Source organism: Gilvimarinus agarilyticus, assembly GCF_000832015.1.
GTDB lineage: Bacteria > Pseudomonadota > Gammaproteobacteria > Pseudomonadales > Cellvibrionaceae > Gilvimarinus > Gilvimarinus agarilyticus.
This window is the reverse complement of sequence record NZ_JXCJ01000001.1, coordinates 3,214,323-3,233,669: the sequence shown is the minus strand read 5'-3', so window position 1 is coordinate 3,233,669 and position 19,347 is coordinate 3,214,323. Positions and strand designations below refer to the sequence as shown.

Below are 19,347 nucleotides of genomic sequence, written 5' to 3'. Positions count from 1 at the left end.
CAATGCGCGCTGTGAATATAGCTGCCTATTGCAGTGGTGATTTTGGGCCAGGGAAGTGTAAAACGCACATTCAGGACGTGCAGCAAAGTGGTTTAACAACAATTATCTTGTGGTCTATGCATTTGGGCCGCGCCGGGGATGTAAATCCCTCGGGTTGTCAGGCGATAGCCGGGCAATCCTGGGGTGAGCTGGTGTTTAACGACGGTGATATTCGCATTGTCGATGACGAGACCTTTAACCCCAATAACGATCCAGAGGTGGCCGACTGGCCCCACGACTTGCTGCAGATGAAACAAAACGGCAGTCATGTCAGTAAGATTTTTATCTCGATAGGCGGCTGGCGGGTCTGCGACTTTCAGACGATCGAGTATATGTTAGAGCACGGCATGCAGGATGTATTGCGGCGCAATTTTCAAACACTGCGTGATGCCTTTACCATTGACGGACAATGCCTGATTGACGGGATTGATTTAGATAACGAAGAGCCAGTAAAGGCCAACACGATTACCGAATTTTCTCAGATGCTTTTTGAGCTGGGTTTTGAGGTGACCTTTTGCCCCTACAGTAATCCCGTTCAGTGGCAAGGTTATATGCAAACCTTGTGGGATAAGGGCTACAAAGTGAGCTGGTGGAATTTGCAGTGTTACTCCGGAGGGGCGGAAAATCTCGATCCGGATGAGCTAGAGCGCTGGGTGGATGCTTTGTCGCAAGTGGTGGGCAAGGGGCGCGGCGCCGCTTACCTTGTTGCCGGGCTCGCGGTACGCGGGGCAAACGATTCTAACCCGCAAGAGTGCCCCTTTGGTTTAGGGGGTGTCTGTGAATCGCTGGCGAGCGTCAGCCAGTACTCATTGGCGGGGGGCTTTTTGTGGAAGTACGACTCGGTACTCAGCAATGCTCAGCCTTGTTCTGGCGTTGTGCCGCACATGTCGGACTACACCGGGGCGATACGTGAGGGGCTGGCAAAACACCAGCCGGCCACATCGGATACGGCCGTTTATACGGCGTAAGGCGGACTGTCTGTTGGGTTATAAAAAAACCGGGAGCTGATTGTTCGGCTCCCGGTTTTTTAATGAGTATCTGAGCAGGGTTTACTCGGTGATTGCGAATTCTCCCTGTAGGCCTGAGGCTGAGTCTTTTGCAATCCAAAGGTTAAACTTACCCGGCTCGGTCACTAACTGCATATCGCGGTTGTGGAAAGCGAGTTGGCTGGTGGGCAAGGTGAAGGCAACGGTTTTTGATTCGCCGGGCGCCAGGGTTACCCGTTTAAAGCCTTTAAGCTCACGCACCGGGCGGGTGCGACTGCCGACCACATCCTGTACATAAAGCTGAACCACTTCGGTGGCGGCGACTTTACCGGTATTTTTAATCACAGCACTGGCTTTTACCGTGCCGCCCATGCTCACTTTTGCGGTTTCGACGTTTAAATCTGAGTAGTCAAAATTGGTGTAGGTTAAGCCGTAACCAAACGGATACTCAGGTGTGTGGCCATAATCTAAGTGGTTAGACGAATTGCCAGGCACGTGCTGAAATACACCAATTTCGATATCCGCAATGCGGGTGTAATTATCATCGGTGGCCGGGCGGCCGGTGGCCATGTGGTTGTAGTACACCGGTATTTGCCCTTCGCCTTTGGGCCAGGTGATGGGCAGGCGACCCACCGGCGAGTAATCGCCGTACAGCACATCAACCAGCGCCGGGCCGGCCATGGTGCCTGGGTGCCACGCCATCATAATGGCATCCGATTGTTCGCGAATAGCGCCAAGCTCAATGGGCCGGCCCGCCATAATAACCGTCACTAACGGCTTGCCGGTTTCACTTAAAGCAGTAACCAGCGCTTGTTGCGCACCGGGCAGAGCAATGTCGCCACGGCTGTGGCCTTCACCGGATAAAATTGATTCTTCACCGCCTACGTACACAATCACGTCGGCCTTTTTAGCGGCCTTAATCGCGTCTTTAAAGCCTTTGGTACTTGTGTCGCGGCTGTAGTCTAAACCTTTTACAAAGGTAAATTGGCTGTCGCCCCCTAAGTAGTCTTTGAGTGCAGGCACTAAGGGGTGCGAATCTTTTTTGTTGCCGTTGTAAATCCAGGTGCCTAATTGCTCGTGGGGAACATTGGCCAAGGGGCCGATTAAGGCGATTTTGGTTTTTTTGGTGAGCGGTAAAAGGTTGTTGTCGTTTTTAAGCAATACAAAACTCTGACGCGCGGCTTCGCGAGCGGCCGCTAAGTGGTCATCGCTTAGAATAATCTTGTCGCGGTTGCCCCGGGGGTAGGGGTTATCCCACAAACCTAAACGCATTTTGATGCGCAACATATGACGCACAGCGGTATTGAGTTTTTCTTCGGTAAACTTGCCCTCTTTAATCAGTTCGGGCAGGTGTTTACGGAAGGTGTCAGTGTGCATCTCAAAGTCGACACCGCCATTCGCGGTAAGCTCGGCGGCGTGTTTTGCATCGCGCGCGTAGCCGTGGGGAATCATTTCCATCACCGCGTTCCAGTCGCTCACCACAAAACCATCAAAGCCCCATTCATCGCGCAAGATGGTTTTTAGGGCAAAGTCGTTGGCGGTAGCGGGTATGTCGTTGAGCGTGTTGTAGGAGCTCATAACCGTCATTAGGCCGGCATCGACGTTGGCTTTAAACGGTGGCAGGTACACGTCCCGCAAGGTCGCTTCGGGAATGTAGGCGGCGTTGTAATCGCGGCCGCCTTCTGCCGCGCCGTAGCCGACAAAGTGCTTGGCCGAGGCGGCCATGGCGTCGGTGCGGGTGGGGTCGTCGGTTTGAAAACCGCGGGTCATGGCAACGCCCAAGGTCGAGGTCAGGTACGGATCTTCACCCAGAGTTTCGGCGATACGGCCCCAGCGCGGGTCGTGCGAGATATCAATCATCGGCGCAAACGTCCAGCGGATACCGTCGGCGGTGGCTTCTTCGGCGGCGACGCGCGCGCCTTGCTCAATCAGTTCGGGGTTCCAGCTGGCGGCCTGACCCAGTGGGATCGGGAAGATGGTCTCGTAGCCGTGAATAACGTCCTGTCCAAAAATAAGCGGGATACCATTGCGGCTTTCTTCTACGGCTAATTTTTGCAAGTCGGCAAAGGCGTTGCCTTCGGCGGAGGAGAAGTTAACGTTTAAAAAACCGCCCACTTCACCATCGCGAATTTGCTGTTTGATATCGGCGAGTGATTCACCACTGTACATACCAAAGTCGCGCAGCGCGAGCTGGCCGATTTTTTCTTTTTGCGTCATTTTGCCCAGCAGGGCATCGATGCGCTGCTCGATCTCGGCATCGGTGGCGGCCTGTGCCAGTGGCATGGCCGCCACAAGCGCCGGCAGGCAATAGGTTAAGAGTTTTTTCATGGTGGACTCCATACTTCTAAAAAATGTGCCTAAGCACTGTGTTATTAAGGCGCGCTAACGCGCAGCCAGTTAAAATTCCAGCTGCCGGCTAATGCTTTAACCCGCAGGCTGTGCTCGCCGGCGGGCAGCGTGATGCTGTGGTTGACGCTTTGCCACGCTTGCCAATCGCCGGTGTCGGGCACCGCGACGGTATCGAGTGTGTTATCGCCAAGCAGAAGGTTAAAGCCATCGGAGCCGCCAGCGCTCGCTAGCCGGTACTCGATGGTGTAGGTGCCTGCGGCTTCAATCGTCACAAGGTAGTCGAGCCAGTCGCCGGTATCGATGTAACCAATGTTGTGGCCGCCGCCGGCATCGCTGGTGGTTTCGAGTTGCACGCCACTCATGGCGCTGAAGTGTTCGGCTTGAACCGTACCGGGCAAAGCGCTGGCTACGGTAGTGGTGGCAACACTCGTCGATGGGTAGCTCTCGGCGTCGCCTGCGTAGCTACTGATTTGGTAGTAGGTGGTTTGCTCGGGTGCGGTACTATCCAGGTACTGTAAGTTGTCGACTTGGGCGATAAGCTCTCCGGCGCTACCGACAACGGTACTGCGGTAAATGCGGTAACCTTCAACGCCGGGCTCAACACTGGCGCTCCAGCTCAGCTGGTTACCGCCGCCGGTTTCCACCAGTGTGACATTGCTGGGTGGGTTTTTTAGGGTAAATAGTTCAGGCGCTTGCTCGGTGGTCAGCCAGTGCTTGAGTTCGGTATGAACATCGTAGTCAAGCGAGCCAAACTCGTTAAATAGCGCTTCGATCTCGGCCATTGAGGCAGTGTTAAAATCGAGTTGCGGCAGGGCGTTGCCCGTTATGTCCTCGCCATCGACAGGCTGAGTGGGCACCAAATACATTTCGGCCCAGGCATCGGTGCTGCCGTTGTCTTTAAAGACGCCGCTAAACTGATATTGCTGGCCGCCGGTCAAGCTCACTTTTTGGTAAAGCCCGCCATTGCTTACGCTGGCGCTGGTTAAGCGCAGCGAGGCGCCATTACCACCGCTGGGGATGTGCTCGGTTTGATTAAACTCGAGATTCACCGGGTCCCCGGCCGTCCAGGCTGTCCAACCGCTGTTGTCATTAAACTCGCCGTTGCTTAATAGCTCGGCATCGGTTGCACTGTCTTGCAGGCTAATACTGTCGAGGCTGACATCCAGGCTGCCGGCCTCGCAGCAGGCGCCTGCTTTAATCACTAGATAGTAATCCTGAGCGCCCTCGCCGGGTGCGGTAAAGGTTGGCGTCGAGGCGCCGCAAGCGCTGCTAAACGTACTGTCCCAACTTGAGCAGGCCCAGGTGTCGGCTTTGGCCAGTAGCCCCAGGCTGGCTTGGTTTGTCACCATGCCCCAGGTGCCGTTGCCCTGACCACCGGTGTTGCTGAGCACTTTGTAGGCCCAGCTGGTGGCGGCCCACCCGTGTTGCGCGTAAGTGTCGTAAGTGGCGCGGGCGATTTTGCCGCCCAGCTCGCCGCCTAAACCGGTCCAGGGCTGAAACTCGCCGATTAAAAAGGGCGTGTTCAGTGCGCTTAAGCGCGCCTGCCACTCACACACACCGCCAGTGCCGTTAATGCCGCAGGTTAGCCAATCGCGGTGTACTTGGTAGCCGATTTCACCCCAGCCAAAAATACCGGGGTAAAAGTGCATCTCAAAGGCGACGTTTTCCATACCGCGGTCGGCAGGGTTGCCGTAGGCATCAATGCCCTGGCTGTGACCGGGTAAAATAATGATGTGCTCTTGGTCGACTTCACGCACTTTGTGGTAAAGCGACTCGATATTATCGGCAAGCGTCTCTGGCGTGGTGCCCCACGGCTCATTTAACAGGCCGTAACCGGCAACGGTATCGCTGGTTTTATAACGCTCGGCAATTTGTTGCCAAAGCCAGGCCGTGCGATCCTGATAGTAAGCCGCATCTTGGCCGTTGCCGCCATCCCAGTACCAGTTTTGCTCGGCGCAGCCAGAGTGGTGCTCCCAGCCCTGCGCGCCCACGGCGCCGTGTAAATCTAAAATGACGTACATGTCTCGCGACTCGGCTTCACTGATCGCCCGGTCGAGGTACTCCCAGGCATCGCTGCGCAGCGTATAGGGGTTGGCCTCGTCTTCAATCAGGTTCCACATAAAAGGTACACGCACGACGTTGAGGCCAAACTCGGCCATCTGATCCCAGTCGCGCTCGGTGATCCAGTTATCGCGAAACAGCTCCATCAACCGTTCGCGCTCGGCGGTGCCAAAGCGCTGGTCAAACACGCCTTCTAAGGTGCACTGGTCGTTTACGGCGTCGGTGCTCTGGCCCATCATCCAAAATTCTTGTAACAGCCAGTTACCGAGGTTGGTGCCTTTTAGCACAATCGGTGTGCCGTCGGCTTGGACCCACTGCGTACCGGCAGCGTGCAGCCGGGAGAGTTCACTGGCTACCGATGAGCTGCTTGATTGCTCGCTGCTAGAGCTCGAGTTGCTGGAGCTACTGTTTAGTGAGCTGCTTGAGTAATTGGTTACGGTCGAGCTGTCACCACCGCCACAACCGGCGAGTGAGGTGCCAATCAATGCGAGCGCCAGAGAGCGCCAAGATCGGTGGTTAATGATTGAGTGAAACATAGAGAGTCTCGTTGTTATTGTTAGCTGTTATACATTGCATAAAAGTATTATGACGCGAGAAGCTGATACGTTCGTCCCATCTAGGAGAGCCTGCCAAAGTGGGACATGAGCGGTGCGGTAGCTGAAGTGTGAAATTTGAGTTTTTAACGCCGTTACTTAAGTGTGACGCTGCTTGAGGCGTGAAAAAGTTCAGAGCACTGAGTTAGGCACAGGTATCGACAACGGTGAATCAAAAAATAAAAAGTGGGACGCAGTAATGCGGGGTTACTGTGCGTTGAAATGGCGTTGGGGGCTAAATTACTGTGTCATTTATGTATGACATAATGGCTGTTCTCCTTAAGAATATTTGGTCTAAGCCGGATTTTCTGGCTCAACCGCAGGTTACACGGGCCCGTTTGCACACCACAGGCGGCTGATGCCTGTTGCCGGGTCTACACTGTCGTTATTGTCCTCGCCTGATTTGATGGTTTCCTCTATGCCTAATTCACCTCTTTCCCAAGCTCCTAAGATCTCGCTGCCGCTGGTGGTTACTTTGGCGGCGACGATGATGTTGGGGCCCTTCTCGCTGGATACCTACTTACCGGCCTTTCCCGCCATTGCCGATGATTTGGGGGTGTCATCGCAAGCGGTAGCGGTGAGTGTGTCGGTGTATGTGTTTGCGCTGGCGGTTGGCCAGCTAATCGGTGGTCCTTTGTCGGATAAATGGGGCCGCAAGCAGGTGTTGATGGCGGGGCTGGTGATATTCGCCTTGGCGAGCGCACTGTTGGCGACGTTGCATACCTTGCCGCACTTTTTAATTGGTCGCGCATTGCAAGCCGTCGGTGCGGGCTGGGTGCTGGTATCGGTGCCGGCGTTGGTGCGCGATCGTATCAGTGGGCAAGAGGCCGCTAAGCTGTTCTCGTTTTTGGGGCTGATTTTAGTGGTGGCACCGGGCATTGCCCCCAGCATCGGTAGCTTGTTGTTAAAGGTCGGTCATTGGTCTGGCATTTTTGTGTTTATGGCGATTTACGCGGTACTGATGATTCCGCTATTGATAAAAATAGTCTTCAGCGAGCCACGGTTACCACGCTCGACGGAGAAGTCCCAAAGCAGTTTTATCAGGCGTTATATCGCGGTGTTTAACAATCGTACGGCACTGGCGTACATTGCCTGGCAGGTGGGAGCCTTTTCCGTGATGATGGTGTTTATCACCCACGGCTCGTTTATTTATCAAGATCATTTTGACCAGTCGGCCGATGCATTTGCGCTGATGTTCGCCGCCAATATTGTGGCGATGTTTTGCTGTAATTTAATTAACCGGGCGCTGCTCGCTCGCTGTTTTAGCTCACTGCGTATTTTACAGTTGGCTACCATGCTGCAAGGTATTGGCTTGGTGGCATTAACCTTGGCAGCTGTATTGCAGTGGCCTGTGTGGCTGTTTTTACCGGCTATGATGGTTACTATCGGCGCTCACGGTGCGCTCTCGCCCAATATTCAGGCGTGCTATATGGAGCACTTTGGGCAAAACAGCGGCACCGCTGCGGCTTTGCTCGGTGCGTGTCAGTTTGGCGGGGCGGGGGTGTTAAGTGCACTGTCGGGCCTATTGCCGCACACACTTTTGGCCGTCGTGTTGGCCATGGTAGCGTGTGGGTTATTGGCACAGGGTTTTATGTGGCACTCGGTGTGGCGCGGTAAGCATATCGAGTATCAGTAAGGTAAGTGGGCGGTGTGTAGCTACACACCGCCTTTGGGGTTATACGCTTAAATACTTTTGCACCAAGTCGTCGTTTAGCTGGTCGATGGCGCCGGTGGCCTCCACTTTACCGCGCTCCATAATGTAAAAATGGTCGGCGACTTTACGGGCAAAGGGTAGTTTTTGTTCCACCAGTAAAACCGTTAAACCAAACTCATGGTTCAGCCGGCGGATGACGTTGCCGATATCACGCACCACATTAGGTTGGATGCCTTCGGTGGGCTCGTCCAAGATTAGCAGTTTAGGGTCGAGTACCAGCGCGCGGCCAATGGCAAGTTGTTGTTGCTGGCCGCCGGATAAGTCGCCGCCACGGCGGTGTTTCATCTCTTTAAGTACCGGAAACAGCTCGTAAATTAAGTCGGGCACATGGCTTTTGCCGTCGGGCCGAGCACCAAGGGATATTTTTAGGTTCTCTTCGACCGTTAGCAGCGGGAAGATCTCGCGGCCCTGTGGCACATAGCCGATGCCAGCGCGGGCGCGAGCTTCGGTGGAGGTTTTACTGATGTCTTTGCCGTTAAAGATGATGCTGCCATCTTTAATAGGCAGTAAGCCCGTAATGCATTTAAGTAAAGTGGTTTTACCCACGCCATTGCGGCCAATTAGGCAGCCGCAGGTGCCTTCGGGCAGCTCCAAATCCAGATCCCAGAGGATATGGCTTTGGCCGTAGTATTGGTTAATTGATTGTATGTTTAGCACTGTGTTGCTCCAATTATTGTTGGGAGAACGGGGGACGGTTGACGGAAAACGGTTAACGGCCAAGTGAAGTCTGTATTTCGTTCTCCGTCCATCGTTCTCCGTTTCCCTTCATCGCCAACCATTATTCCCCCAAATACACCTCAATGACCTTGGGATTGCTTTGCACCTGATCCATTGTGCCTTCGGCCAATACTGAGCCCTGGTGCAGCACCGTGACTTTTTTGGCGATAGAGCGAACAAAGGCCATATCGTGCTCAACCACAATGACCGAGTGTTTACCGGCCAGGGACGTTAATAATTCGGCGGTACGCTCGGTTTCCTCGCCGGTCATACCGGCTACTGGCTCATCGACCAGCAACACCCGCGGGCTTTGCATCAACAGCATGCCGATTTCTAACCATTGTTTTTGCCCGTGGGATAAGTTGCCGGCGCTGTTGTGCACCTGCGTACTCAGGCCGATGGTGTAGAGCACTTCATCGATTTTGTCGCGCTGCGCGCCCGTAAGCTGGTGGCTTAGAATATGCCACACGCGTTTGTCGTCGGCGGTGGCGAGTTCTAAGTTTTCATACACCGAGAGTGCTTCAAACACCGTGGGTTTTTGAAATTTCCGGCCAATACCACCGCGGGAAATCTGATGCTCAGACAGGTGCTGCAGGTTAATCTGTTGACCAAAAAAGATACTGCCCGAATCGGGCTTGGTCTTGCCGGTAATCACGTCCATCATGGTGGTTTTACCGGCGCCGTTGGGACCGATAATACAGCGCAGTTCGCCATCATCGATAAACAGGTTGAGGTTATTCAGTGCTTTAAACCCATCAAAACTGACGTTGACGTCTTCGATGTACAAAATGGGGCCGTGACTGGTATCCACCGCGTGGCCGAAGTTTGGGTCTTTTACCGGTAGGGCGCGGGTGCTCCAGTTGCGCGCGTGCTTAAACGGATTCATGGTGCATCCTCCTGTTTGGCGTCATCGCTTCTTTTGTCGTGGCGCTTAAAGCGGCTGAATAAACCCACGAGACCTTTCGGCAATACCAGTGTGACTAAGACAAACAATAAACCTAAGGGAAACAGCCAAGCCTCTGGGTAAAAGCTGGTAAAAATGGTCTTGCCATAGTTGACACTAAAGGCACCGACAATGGCGCCGTACAGCGTGCCGCGCCCGCCCGTAGCTACCCAAACCACCAGCTCAATGGAGTTAAGCGGCGAGAACTCACCCGGGTTGATAATACCTACTTGTGGCACATACAGGGCGCCGGCGATACCCGCCAGAACCGCCGAGAAGACAAACAACCATAGCTTGTAGGACTCCACTTGATAACCGCAAAAGCGGGTGCGCGTTTCGGCATCGCGAATAGAAACGATTACCCGGCCCATGCGCGAGGTCACGATATAGCGGCAGGCAAGATAGGCGATGATAAGCATAATGCCCGAGGCTAAAAACAGACCGATACGGGTTGAGTCAGCGGTGATGGAAAAACCGAGTATATCTTTAAAATCGGTTAAACCATTGTTGCCACCAAAGCCCATTTCGTTGCGGAAAAACGCCAGCATTAAAGCGTAGGTGAGTGCCTGGGTAATAATGGCAAAGTACACGCCGGTAACCCGTGAGCGAAACGCCAACCAGCCGAATACCCAGGCAAGTATCGCAGGCACCATTATCACCATCAGCATGGCAAACCAAAACATATCAAACCCAAGCCAATACCAGGGCAGACTATCCCAATTTAAAAACACCATAAAGTCCGGCAGGAGCGGATCGCCGTATTTACCGCGATCGCCAATTTGACGCATCAAATACATGCCCATGGCATAACCGCCCAGCGCAAAAAAAGCGCCGTGCCCGAGCGATAAAATGCCGGCATAGCCCCAGATTAAATCCAGTGCTAACGCCAGTAAGGCATAACATAAAAATTTACCGAGTAATGTTACGGTAAAGGTTGATACATGAAGCGGTGAGTTTTCGGGCACCGCCAGATTTAAGATAGGCACGAGTATGCAGGTGAGGGCGAGTATCCCCAGTACCCACATACCGCCTTTATCGCTGGTTAGTAAACGTTGCGTTAACATAATTTTGTCCAATTCGTGTTTGTTTCTCGTGTACGGCGCTTACATTGCATCGCGCGGGTCATTAGCGGCTATTCAAGGGCTAACTTAATCAGCAGCGGCACGTCCTTTTTGTGGGAACAGCCCCTTGGGTTTTTTCTGTATAAACAGAATCAACAAGACGAGAATCAACACTTTGGCGAGTACGGCGCCGGCGTAGGGCTCCATAAATTTATTGAGTAAGCCAATACCCATGGCGCCGACGAGCGTGCCCCACAAGTTACCAACGCCGCCAAATACCACCACCATAAAAGAATCGATGATGTAGGCCTGCCCCAGGTTAGGCCCAACGTTAGTAAGTTGCGACAGTGCAACACCGGCGATGCCGGCAATACCCGAGCCCAGGCCAAACGTCAGTGCGTCTACCCAGCTGGCGCGCACGCCTACCGCACGTGCCATGGGGCGGTTTTGCGATACAGCGCGCACCTTAAGGCCGAGGGATGTTTTTTTAAGGATAAGCAGCAGGGCAAAAAACACCATCAGGCCGAAGATTAAAATGTACAGTCGGTTAAAGGTGATGGACAGCGCAGGGTTAATTTCCAGCGAGCCACTCATCCACTCGGGTAGGCTAACGGCGCGGTTTAACGGTGAGAATATCGAGCGGGCGGCCTGTTGCAGGATAAGGCTGATACCGAAGGTGGCCAGCAGGGTTTCCAGTGGCCGGCCGTACAAAAAGCGAATCACACCGCGCTCGATGGCAATGCCCACTAAGCCTGCGACGATAAAAGCCGTGGGGATAGCAATAAATAGACTCGCACCAATATGGTTGGGCAGCGCCTGCTGAATCACCCAAGTGGTGTAAGCGCCAATCATCATCAGCTCGCCGTGAGCCATATTAATAACGCCCATCACGCCAAACGTAATGGCGAGACCAATGGCCGAGAGTAGGAAAACTGAGCCGAGGCTTAAGCCAAAAAATACGTTTTCGGTAAAGCGAAATACTTTTAAACGACCCTCAATAGATTCGAGTGCACTTTGCGCCTCAAGCTTAACGTTTTGATTGGGGTCGTTGTCGGCCAGTGATAGCAGCGGGCCGCGAACCTCCGGGATTAAAGATCCGCGCAGCGCTTTAACCGCCGCAAGACGCACCTCGGCATCGTCACTTTGTATGTCATACATGGCGATGGCCGTTTGCATGGCGTCGCGTACGTCCGCTTCTGCTTCGTCCGCTACAAGCGCCTGCAATAGCGTGGCGGTATTGGCATCGCCACCATCGGTAATTAAGCGGTTAACCGCGCTTAGTCTGGCGGTTTTATCCGGGCTTGCCAGATTCAGCTGAGCCAGCACAGTGTGCAGCTGGCTGCGCAGTTTGTTGTGGATCGGAATACGTTTAAGGCGGCCTAGGTCGTCACTAATAACGGCGCCGCTTTGTGCATTCACTAAGGAGTCGTCGGCCTGCTCGATCACAACTTGTTTTGGGTCGTTACGGGTCACCTTAAGGGTTCCCGCTTGCAGGGCATTCAGTACCACGATACTGCGCTCGTGGTTAAGCTCAGCTATGGTGGTAACGGTCTTTCCCCGGCGGCTTAAGCTGCCTTCGGCAAGTTGGTCGACGAGGTCATTAAAAGTGGCGGGCTCTTCGCTAGCGCTTTGTGCGTGGCTTGTAAGAGATCCCAGCGTTATTGCCAGCAGTAAGGTAATACGTAGGCAACCACGAACCGAGTTCTGTAAATTGAACATGGCATTAGTCACTATCATGGTGTTTGAGGGCGTTGTTGCGCTTAATACGGGTTAAGCGCTTATCGTTGTTATGCATCAAGGGTGCGTGAGCACCCTTGATTTGTCTGTTGTGCTGCTTACTCAGCGGCACCCAGACATTTTTTGGTCATCTCGTTGTAGTTGCCGCAGCTGATGGGTGCGGTCCAGTCAGAGATAAGATCCTTAGAGCCTTCCAGATAATCAGACCAGGCATCGCCAGGCACTAAACCATCGGTTTCCCAGACGGTTAAGAATTGGCCATCTTCCTGGATCTCACCAATTAACACAGGCTTGGTGATGTGGTGGTTGGGAAGCATTTTGCTGGTGCCGCCGCTCAGGTTGGGAACCTCGACACCAACAATGGCATCAATTACCTTATCCGAGTCGGTAGAGCCGGCTTTTTCGACCGCTTTTACCCACATGTTAAAACCAATGTAATGCGCTTCCATCGGGTCGTTGGTAACGCGCTTGTCGTTTTCAATAAACGCTAACCACTGGTCGATGAACTGGCTGTTTTCGTCAGTTTCAACGCTCATAAAGTAGTTCCAGGCCGCCATATGGCCAACCAAAGGCTTGGCGTCGATACCGGACAGCTCTTCTTCACCTACAGAGAAGGCCACTACCGGGATATCCTCAGCCGAAATGCCTTGGTTGCCCAGCTCGCGGTAGAAAGGCACATTGGCATCACCGTTAATGGTTGAGACAACAGCGGTTTTCTTACCGGCGCTACCAAAACGCTTGATGTCCGAGACAATGTTCTGCCAGTCGGAGTGACCAAACGGGGTGTAGTTGATCATGATGTCGGACTCTTTAACGCCTTTCGATTTTAAATAGGCGGCAAGAATTTTGTTGGTGGTGCGCGGGTACACATAGTCGGTACCGGCCAGTACCCAGCGCTCGACTTCGAGGTCTTTCATCAGGTAATCGACAGCGGGAATCGCTTGCTGGTTTGGAGCGGCACCGGTGTAAAAGACATTGCGTGAAGACTCTTCGCCTTCGTATTGCACAGGGTAAAACAGCAGGCCGTTTAGCTCCTCAACAACAGGCAATACTGATTTGCGCGAAACGGATGTCCAGCAACCAAAGATCGCATCGACCCCTTCTTGCGATATTAACTCGCGGGTTTTTTCGGCAAACAGTGGCCAGTTAGAGGCAGGGTCCACCACCACGGGCTCGAGTTTTTTACCGAGCAGGCCGCCTTTTTTGTTTTGCTCTTCAATCAACATGAGCATGGTGTCTTTTAGCGTGGTCTCGGATATCGCCATCGTGCCCGATAGCGAGTGCAATACGCCGACTTTAATGGTGTCTTCTTCGGCTTGTGTCGTTACCGCGGATAAACCCATCCCGCAGGCAAGGCCCCACGCCCCAACGGTTTTTACCAGTTTTTTTACTATCATGGTCGATCTCCATAGCTTGAGGTTAGATGAGCAGCACCGCGTGCGGTGAGCTCCAGTTGTATTCCTAGACAACGCGTTATTACGGGCGCTTTGATACATCTCGCGCCTCCTCCGAAGCTTTGACTTCGGATCTACAGACAAGCGCCTCCCACAGCGGGCAGTTTGTATTGCCAACTTAGCGAAACAACTCGAAATGTCTGTAAATTAATGCCGCCGAAACGATAGGTAGCTTCGGCAAAATTCAACGGTATTCAGTGAACCGGGCGATTTATTGTTATCATGAATTGGCCGCCGTCTTGGTGCTGTTTAAGTAATTTCTCCAGCCGCCGTACTCGGTGATGTCGGTGGCGTTAGCAATCCCCTGGGGTTCGCAGATAAACCCTTTCACGCTGCTGCCGTCGGCTAAGCTCACGCTGCCAATGCCCAGTGGCGCCGGAATTTCGGCGACAAAGCTGCCAAACAAATGCAGCGGCATATCCCATAGTTCGACGACAATCTTGCTGCCCGAGGACTCTCGTGCCAAGCCGGGCTTGGGCGGCTGAGTGTTGTTTAGGGCGTACAGACGATACTCGCCGGCGGTTTGGGTTTCGCAAATAAAGCGGGCATCGCGGCTGATAAGCTGGTGATTTAACGGCATACCGCGAAGGTGCGCCCCCACCACGGCGATGCGGATCATTTGCTCGTCTATACCGGTTGGCTGAGCAGGCTGAACCGTTAATGCTTGTGACAGCGCGCCTTTGCTCCAGGGTTGATGTTGCTGCCAGGTAGCTCCTAGCTCGGCCAGGGCGTTGTCGCTCCAGGCGGGTGCAATAAACGTAATACCAAAGGGCAGGTTGTCGCGGCGTTTGTTGGCCGGTACCGACAGTGCGGCGCAATCGGCTAAGTTAACGAAGTTGGTAAACAGGCCGAGTTGGCTGTTAACGCCCACGGGGTCGTCGGCGACTTCAGCTTGAGTCGGAAACCGCACAGTGGTGGGCACCACTAAGGCATCCACCTCATTCATTAACCCCTGAATTTCCTGGGCCAGTTCGGCGCGGCGGTACTCAGCGTTAAACACATCGATGGCACTAAATTTATTGGCCTGTGAGATAATGCCGCCGACCACCGGGTTAATATCCGGTGACTGTTTGGCGATAAAGTCTCCCACGGCGGCGCCGCGCTCGGCGACCCAGGCCCCCCCGTACAAAAGCTGCGCCAGCGCCTGCATGGGCGCAAAATCCATGGTGATAATTTTGGCTCCGCTCGCGCTCAAATCTTCGAGCGCCGTTAACCAAGCCTCGCGCTGGGCGTCATCACCGCACCAGTCGATGTGGGAGGGAATCGCGAGTGTCGGCGCGTTGCCAAATACATGGGTTTGCACGCTAACCGAGGGCCTGCGCGAATACGCATCTTTTGGATCAAAGGCTTCGAGCTGTTGGGCGATGGCGGTAGCGTCGCTCACCCCAAGGGCAAATACCGAGACGCAGTCGATACTGCGGCACGCCGGGACGACTCCGCGGGTGCTAAAGCGACCTTTGGTTGGTTTTAGGCCAACAATGTTGTTAAAGCCCGCCGGAACCCGGCCTGAGCCCGCAGTATCGGTGCCTAAACTAAAAGGCACGATGCCACGAGCGACCACAACGGCCGAGCCGGAGCTTGAACCACCGGATACATAATCGGGATTAACGCTGTTGGGCACCGCACCGTAGGGCGAGCGTGTACCCACCAAGCCGGTGGCAAACTGATCGAGGTTAGTTTTACCAATGACAATGGCGCCGGCCTCGGTTAAGCGGGCGACGGTGGTTGCGCTAATACGAGCCTCGTAAGCGTAAGAGGGGCAGGCGGCACTGGTGGGTAAGCCGGCCACATCAATGTTGTCTTTAACCGCAAAAGGGACGCCGTACAAGGGTAGGTCAACCACGGACTTACCCTCCAGGGTGTCGAGCTGACGGGTTAGCTCAGCTGGGCTGACGATATGAGTCCATGCGGGATCACTGGCATCCAGCCCAGCTACTAACGATGTGAGCAGCTCCTTGGGGGATACATTGTCTTCTGAGTAGGCTGTGCGCCAATCTGTCAGTGTCCATCCGGTTGTTTGCATGGTTTCTCGAGGCTCGCATTATCGTGGTTGTATTAGACGTACTAGCCGTTGAGCATGAAGTGTGCCAAACACCGATAATGGCAATGCATGAGACGCTAAGCCAAGTAATGGCGCGGTTTTTTGGTGCTGTTTTAAGCTGAAACGAAGAGGTGTAGCCGCGAATTTAGCTGAGCTTGCACTGTTTCTGCGCACCAATCCAGCACGTCGTGCGCGCAGTTGCTTCAATGTGGGGCGGGCGAAGTGTCGGGCTTATCCAGAGAAATAGCGTCGCCCATGATGTGCGTTGCGCGCAAGGTTTGGTGCACTTAATGGGGGCGCTACATGGGGAAGGGTGCCCGGCACTTGCAGCCGGGCCCTGGTGGGGTTAACCGTCACAGAGTGCACGCACTCGTTTGATGGCGATATCGATTTCTTCTTCGGTTTCGGCCTTGAGGGCGATTTGTTTGGCGGTGTGGCACTCGGCGGCGTCTTCATGGGCAGAGGATACGACGTGGGGATGTTGCAGCGCATCATCGCCGTGGGAGTCGCAATACACGCTGGCTACACGGCGCACGTTAGTCGTGTGGCCCTGTTCAATGCTAACGCAGTCGCCGACTCTAATATCTCCCTGCTCGGTCATTACTTTTAAGGTGCCGCCGCTGGCCAGGTTAATTTGGTATGCATATGCCTCTCGATTACCCTGCATAACCGCCGCTAGCAAGCCACCGGCTACGGCACCGACTAACGCATGTTCGCCCCGTTTGTGATGATTGCTCGTAGCCGCACCGATGATACCGCCCATCGCGGCTCCACCGCCGGCATTTGAATCAACTTTAACCGGGTTTACCGCCTCGACAATACCGTAGTTGATATTGATGGAGTAATTCATATCGCTCTGATTAACGCCGTTGGCGCAGGCGGATCCTAGTAAGCAACAGGTGGCGACGAAGGCCAGTGAGGAATGGGGTTTCATGGAATCTCCGTATATTGGTTACAAGTCGGTAGCGCTTAACGTTGCCGCAGAAGCAAATTAGCCTCAGGATCGTCCGATCTGAGGCTAATTGACGGCTACAATAAAGTATAGACCGCGGGTGTTAGATTGGTGTTGTTTATGGGCTGGGGAGTGAGAACAGCAATGATTTAACCGCTTGCTCAATTGCCTTGCTGTGGCCGGTTTCATCGTCGGCCGTCAGGGCGCGCTGATACACCCCTTGCCAGACAGCATGGTTGGCCTCGCGATCTACCACATCAATATTGATTACACCCGTGTAGGTAATGCGCGTAGTTCCGCCTTCGCGCTCTTGAGGCAGCGGGCCGTAAAGCGACGACCAGGAGCGGTAATACCCAACCCGGTCAGGCGTGACGGGTACAGCATTATTAAAGGCTTCCACGTCGTTATCAATCTCCAGGCGGAAGTTGATAAATAAGTCGCCGTCGCTAGGCACCTGTTGGTAGCCTTTCTTACTTAACTCATGAGCGATGGCGTCTGCCATATCTTGCGTGAAGGGCGTAGGTTCACCGTATACGCTAACCTCTGGGGAGCTGGTGAGCGAGAAGGTTTGATAAGCGCTAAAGTCGGTGTCTTTGTCCGCGTGACTTTGTATGTGCGGTGTTGGCGCCGTTGTACAAGCGCTGAGCAAGAAAGCGCTGATGAGCGCGAACAGAAAGCCGGAGTGGCGCAGGTGCATCATATGAAATCCTGAGTCGGGGCGTCGCGGGCAGGCTAGCCTGCCCGCGACATGCCGTTACTTGTCGTCTGGCGTAGGGTACGTCGGATAAGTGGTAAAAATTTGCTGCACAGCCGAGCGTATCGCGTCGCGCGGATTGGCCATGGCTTCTTTACTGAGTTTGCCCTCGGCTACACCTTCCCAAATAAGCTGCTCTTTTTCGGCGTCAACCACGTCGATATTAAGCGTGCCGACCTTATAGTGGCGGGTCTCGGTTTCAGAACCGTACAGTGGCAGCCCCATGTACAACCCGCTGCGGTAGCCGTAGTAACCATAAGAGGCTGTCATCGACGGCGTGCTGCGGATGTCAGTGCGGTTTTCGGTGTTGGAAAAAAAGTTGACCAGCAAATCGGGTGACTGCTCCGAGTAGGTGTAACCCAGTTGCTCCATCTCGTCGCGAGCGGCGGATTTAAAGTGGCTGGTTACCAATGTGGAGTAGCCCGATTTATCGGTGCCGAGAGGGTCGACAAAGGCAAAGGTTTGGTAGGCCGTAAAGTCCGCGTCACGGTTGTAATCACTTTGAATGGTCGGGCCGCTGGAGGCACAGCCAGCCAGTAATGCGCTACCCAGCACACATACGGCGACGAGCTTTGCCCAGCGAGCGGCTCGCTTACTTACGTGATTCATATTCTATTCTCCCAGTACATGGTTTGTTATCGAGTTGATTGGGCCTAGTATATCGATAAATACGCTTCAAAGTTGCGTCAGAATAGCATTTGACCCTTAAATCATGACAAAAATCCATACTCTGATTGCGTCTGGCTACCCAAGGCGCGACATTTTGACACACTCACATTCTTCTCAGGCAGGGTACAATACGGGCCTTTGATTTTAGCGACTCGATAAATAGGACGTAGGAGCGAGGCAATGACGATAAATAGGATACGGGGATGGGCTTTGAGCGCAGTGGCAGCGGCGTTGGCGGCGACCAGTGCGAGTGCTCACGAGCAGACATTTCGACCAGAGTCTCACGCCCCTGCAGGCGTTATGGTAGATCACGCCCACAATAAAGGCGAGGTGATGACTGGCTACCGTTATAGCCACAGCAGCTATAACGGCCTTTATCAGGGTAGTGACGCCATTGGTGCCGATGAGTTGGCCGCGGCTGGCTACTCTATGATGCCGACAGCTATGACCATGGAAATGACCATGCTGGACATTATGTACGCGCCCACCGATCGCCTGACGCTCATGGTTATGCCCATGTACATGACCATGAGTATGGATATGGCGGGCACCGGTATGATGGATCATGGTCACGGCATGGAAATGGGTATGGGTGACTCAATGGAGATGGACCATGGTCACGGTCATGCGATGGGACACATGTCCCACGAGGTAGACGGCTTTGGCGATACCAATTTTAGTGCGCTGTATAAATTGATTGCCGCCGAGCACCACACGCTGCTCGGTACGCTCGGGGTGAATGCGCCAACGGGTAAGTCCGATCTGAAAAACCCCGATGGCACCTTTGTGCATTATGGTATGCAACTAGGCTCCGGTACTTGGGATGCCACGCCCTCTGTTACTTATACCGGTACCGCAGGCGTGCTTAACTGGGGTGCGCAAGCTTCGGCAGTGATTCGCCTGGAGGATGCCAACGATTCAGGTTATGCGCTGGGCGACACCTACGGTGCCACGGCGTGGGGCGCGGTGCGCGTACTCGATTGGGTGAGTGTATCCGCTCGGGTTAACTGGACCGATCAAGACGCCATTAGCGGCCATTACAATGGTGCGCACAATCACTCGAGCCCGGCGGATATTCAAGCCAACTACGGCGGTGAATTTCTTGATGGTGCTTTGGGTATTAATACCGTGGTTACTGGCGGTGATTTTGCCGGGCTACGCCTGGGGGTAGAGTGGGTGACTCGTTTAGAGGAAGATTACAACGGCTACCAGCTGGGGCTGGATGACAGCGTTAACGTGAACCTGTCATACGCTTTTTAACGGGTAACCCAGTAATG

General features: G+C 54.0%; 14 protein-coding genes. 3 read left to right on the top strand and 11 right to left on the bottom strand.

Features of this window, described 5'->3' with window-relative positions; genetic code table 11:
• Positions 1 to 2 precede the first annotated feature (2 nt).
• The gene (locus SD69_RS14105; protein WP_041523716.1) at positions 3 to 1,007 is read left to right on the top strand and encodes a glycoside hydrolase family 18 protein; all 1,005 of its coding nucleotides are present in this window, start codon (positions 3 to 5) and stop codon (positions 1,005 to 1,007) included.
• 81 nt (positions 1,008 to 1,088) lie between these two features.
• On the opposite strand, the gene bglX is transcribed toward SD69_RS14105, so the two are convergent.
• Both bglX and SD69_RS14095 read right to left on the bottom strand, forming a co-directional pair.
• On the bottom strand, positions 1,089 to 3,353 hold the full coding sequence (gene bglX, locus SD69_RS14100) for a beta-glucosidase BglX (protein WP_198144105.1): 2,265 nt from the start codon (positions 3,351 to 3,353) through the stop codon (positions 1,089 to 1,091).
• 44 nt (positions 3,354 to 3,397) lie between these two features.
• A complete protein-coding gene (locus tag SD69_RS14095; protein ID WP_041523714.1) occupies positions 3,398 to 5,971 on the bottom strand; it encodes a cellulase family glycosylhydrolase in 2,574 nt (857 codons plus the stop codon).
• Positions 5,972 to 6,446: 475 nt separating this feature from the next.
• Between SD69_RS14095 and SD69_RS14090 the strand changes: the two genes are divergently transcribed.
• A complete protein-coding gene (locus SD69_RS14090) occupies positions 6,447 to 7,664 on the top strand; it encodes a multidrug effflux MFS transporter (RefSeq protein ID WP_041523713.1) in 1,218 nt (405 codons plus the stop codon).
• A 39-nt stretch (positions 7,665 to 7,703) separates the two neighbouring features.
• Here SD69_RS14090 and urtE read toward each other — a convergent pair whose 3' ends face one another.
• The 9 genes from urtE to SD69_RS14045 form a co-directional block, all read right to left on the bottom strand.
• Positions 7,704 to 8,399 carry an urea ABC transporter ATP-binding subunit UrtE gene (gene urtE, locus SD69_RS14085; RefSeq protein ID WP_041523712.1) on the bottom strand — a complete coding sequence of 232 codons (696 nt, stop codon included), beginning with the start codon at positions 8,397 to 8,399 and terminating at the stop codon, positions 7,704 to 7,706.
• Between the two features lie 121 nt (positions 8,400 to 8,520).
• Positions 8,521 to 9,345 carry an urea ABC transporter ATP-binding protein UrtD gene (urtD, locus tag SD69_RS14080; RefSeq protein WP_041523711.1) on the bottom strand — a complete coding sequence of 275 codons (825 nt, stop codon included), beginning with the start codon at positions 9,343 to 9,345 and terminating at the stop codon, positions 8,521 to 8,523.
• Complete coding sequence (gene urtC, locus SD69_RS14075; protein WP_041523710.1) at positions 9,342 to 10,466, bottom strand: urea ABC transporter permease subunit UrtC; 1,125 nt, start codon at positions 10,464 to 10,466, stop codon at positions 9,342 to 9,344. The genes urtD and urtC overlap by 4 nt, the downstream gene beginning before the upstream one ends.
• A gap of 84 nt (positions 10,467 to 10,550) precedes the next feature.
• Positions 10,551 to 12,182 (bottom strand): urea ABC transporter permease subunit UrtB, encoded by a 1,632-nt coding sequence (urtB, locus tag SD69_RS14070; protein WP_041523709.1) that lies wholly within the window; start codon positions 12,180 to 12,182, stop codon positions 10,551 to 10,553.
• A 116-nt stretch (positions 12,183 to 12,298) separates the two neighbouring features.
• Positions 12,299 to 13,597, bottom strand: coding sequence for an urea ABC transporter substrate-binding protein (gene urtA / locus SD69_RS14065; protein WP_041523708.1), 1,299 nt, complete (start codon positions 13,595 to 13,597; stop codon positions 12,299 to 12,301).
• 277 nt (positions 13,598 to 13,874) lie between these two features.
• Entirely contained in the window at positions 13,875 to 15,677 is a 1,803-nt protein-coding gene (gene atzF, locus SD69_RS14060) for an allophanate hydrolase (RefSeq protein ID WP_041523707.1), read from the bottom strand.
• Between the two features lie 364 nt (positions 15,678 to 16,041).
• Complete coding sequence (locus tag SD69_RS14055) at positions 16,042 to 16,629, bottom strand: hypothetical protein (protein ID WP_041523706.1); 588 nt, start codon at positions 16,627 to 16,629, stop codon at positions 16,042 to 16,044.
• 136 nt (positions 16,630 to 16,765) lie between these two features.
• Positions 16,766 to 17,347: a DUF4136 domain-containing protein gene (locus tag SD69_RS14050; RefSeq protein ID WP_041523705.1), complete on the bottom strand. Its 582-nt coding sequence runs from the start codon at positions 17,345 to 17,347 to the stop codon at positions 16,766 to 16,768.
• Positions 17,348 to 17,401: 54 nt separating this feature from the next.
• Positions 17,402 to 18,010 carry a DUF4136 domain-containing protein gene (locus SD69_RS14045; protein ID WP_084591586.1) on the bottom strand — a complete coding sequence of 203 codons (609 nt, stop codon included), beginning with the start codon at positions 18,008 to 18,010 and terminating at the stop codon, positions 17,402 to 17,404.
• A gap of 270 nt (positions 18,011 to 18,280) precedes the next feature.
• Between SD69_RS14045 and SD69_RS14040 the strand changes: the two genes are divergently transcribed.
• Positions 18,281 to 19,330: a hypothetical protein gene (locus SD69_RS14040; protein WP_157471699.1), complete on the top strand. Its 1,050-nt coding sequence runs from the start codon at positions 18,281 to 18,283 to the stop codon at positions 19,328 to 19,330.
• Positions 19,331 to 19,347 lie beyond the last annotated feature (17 nt).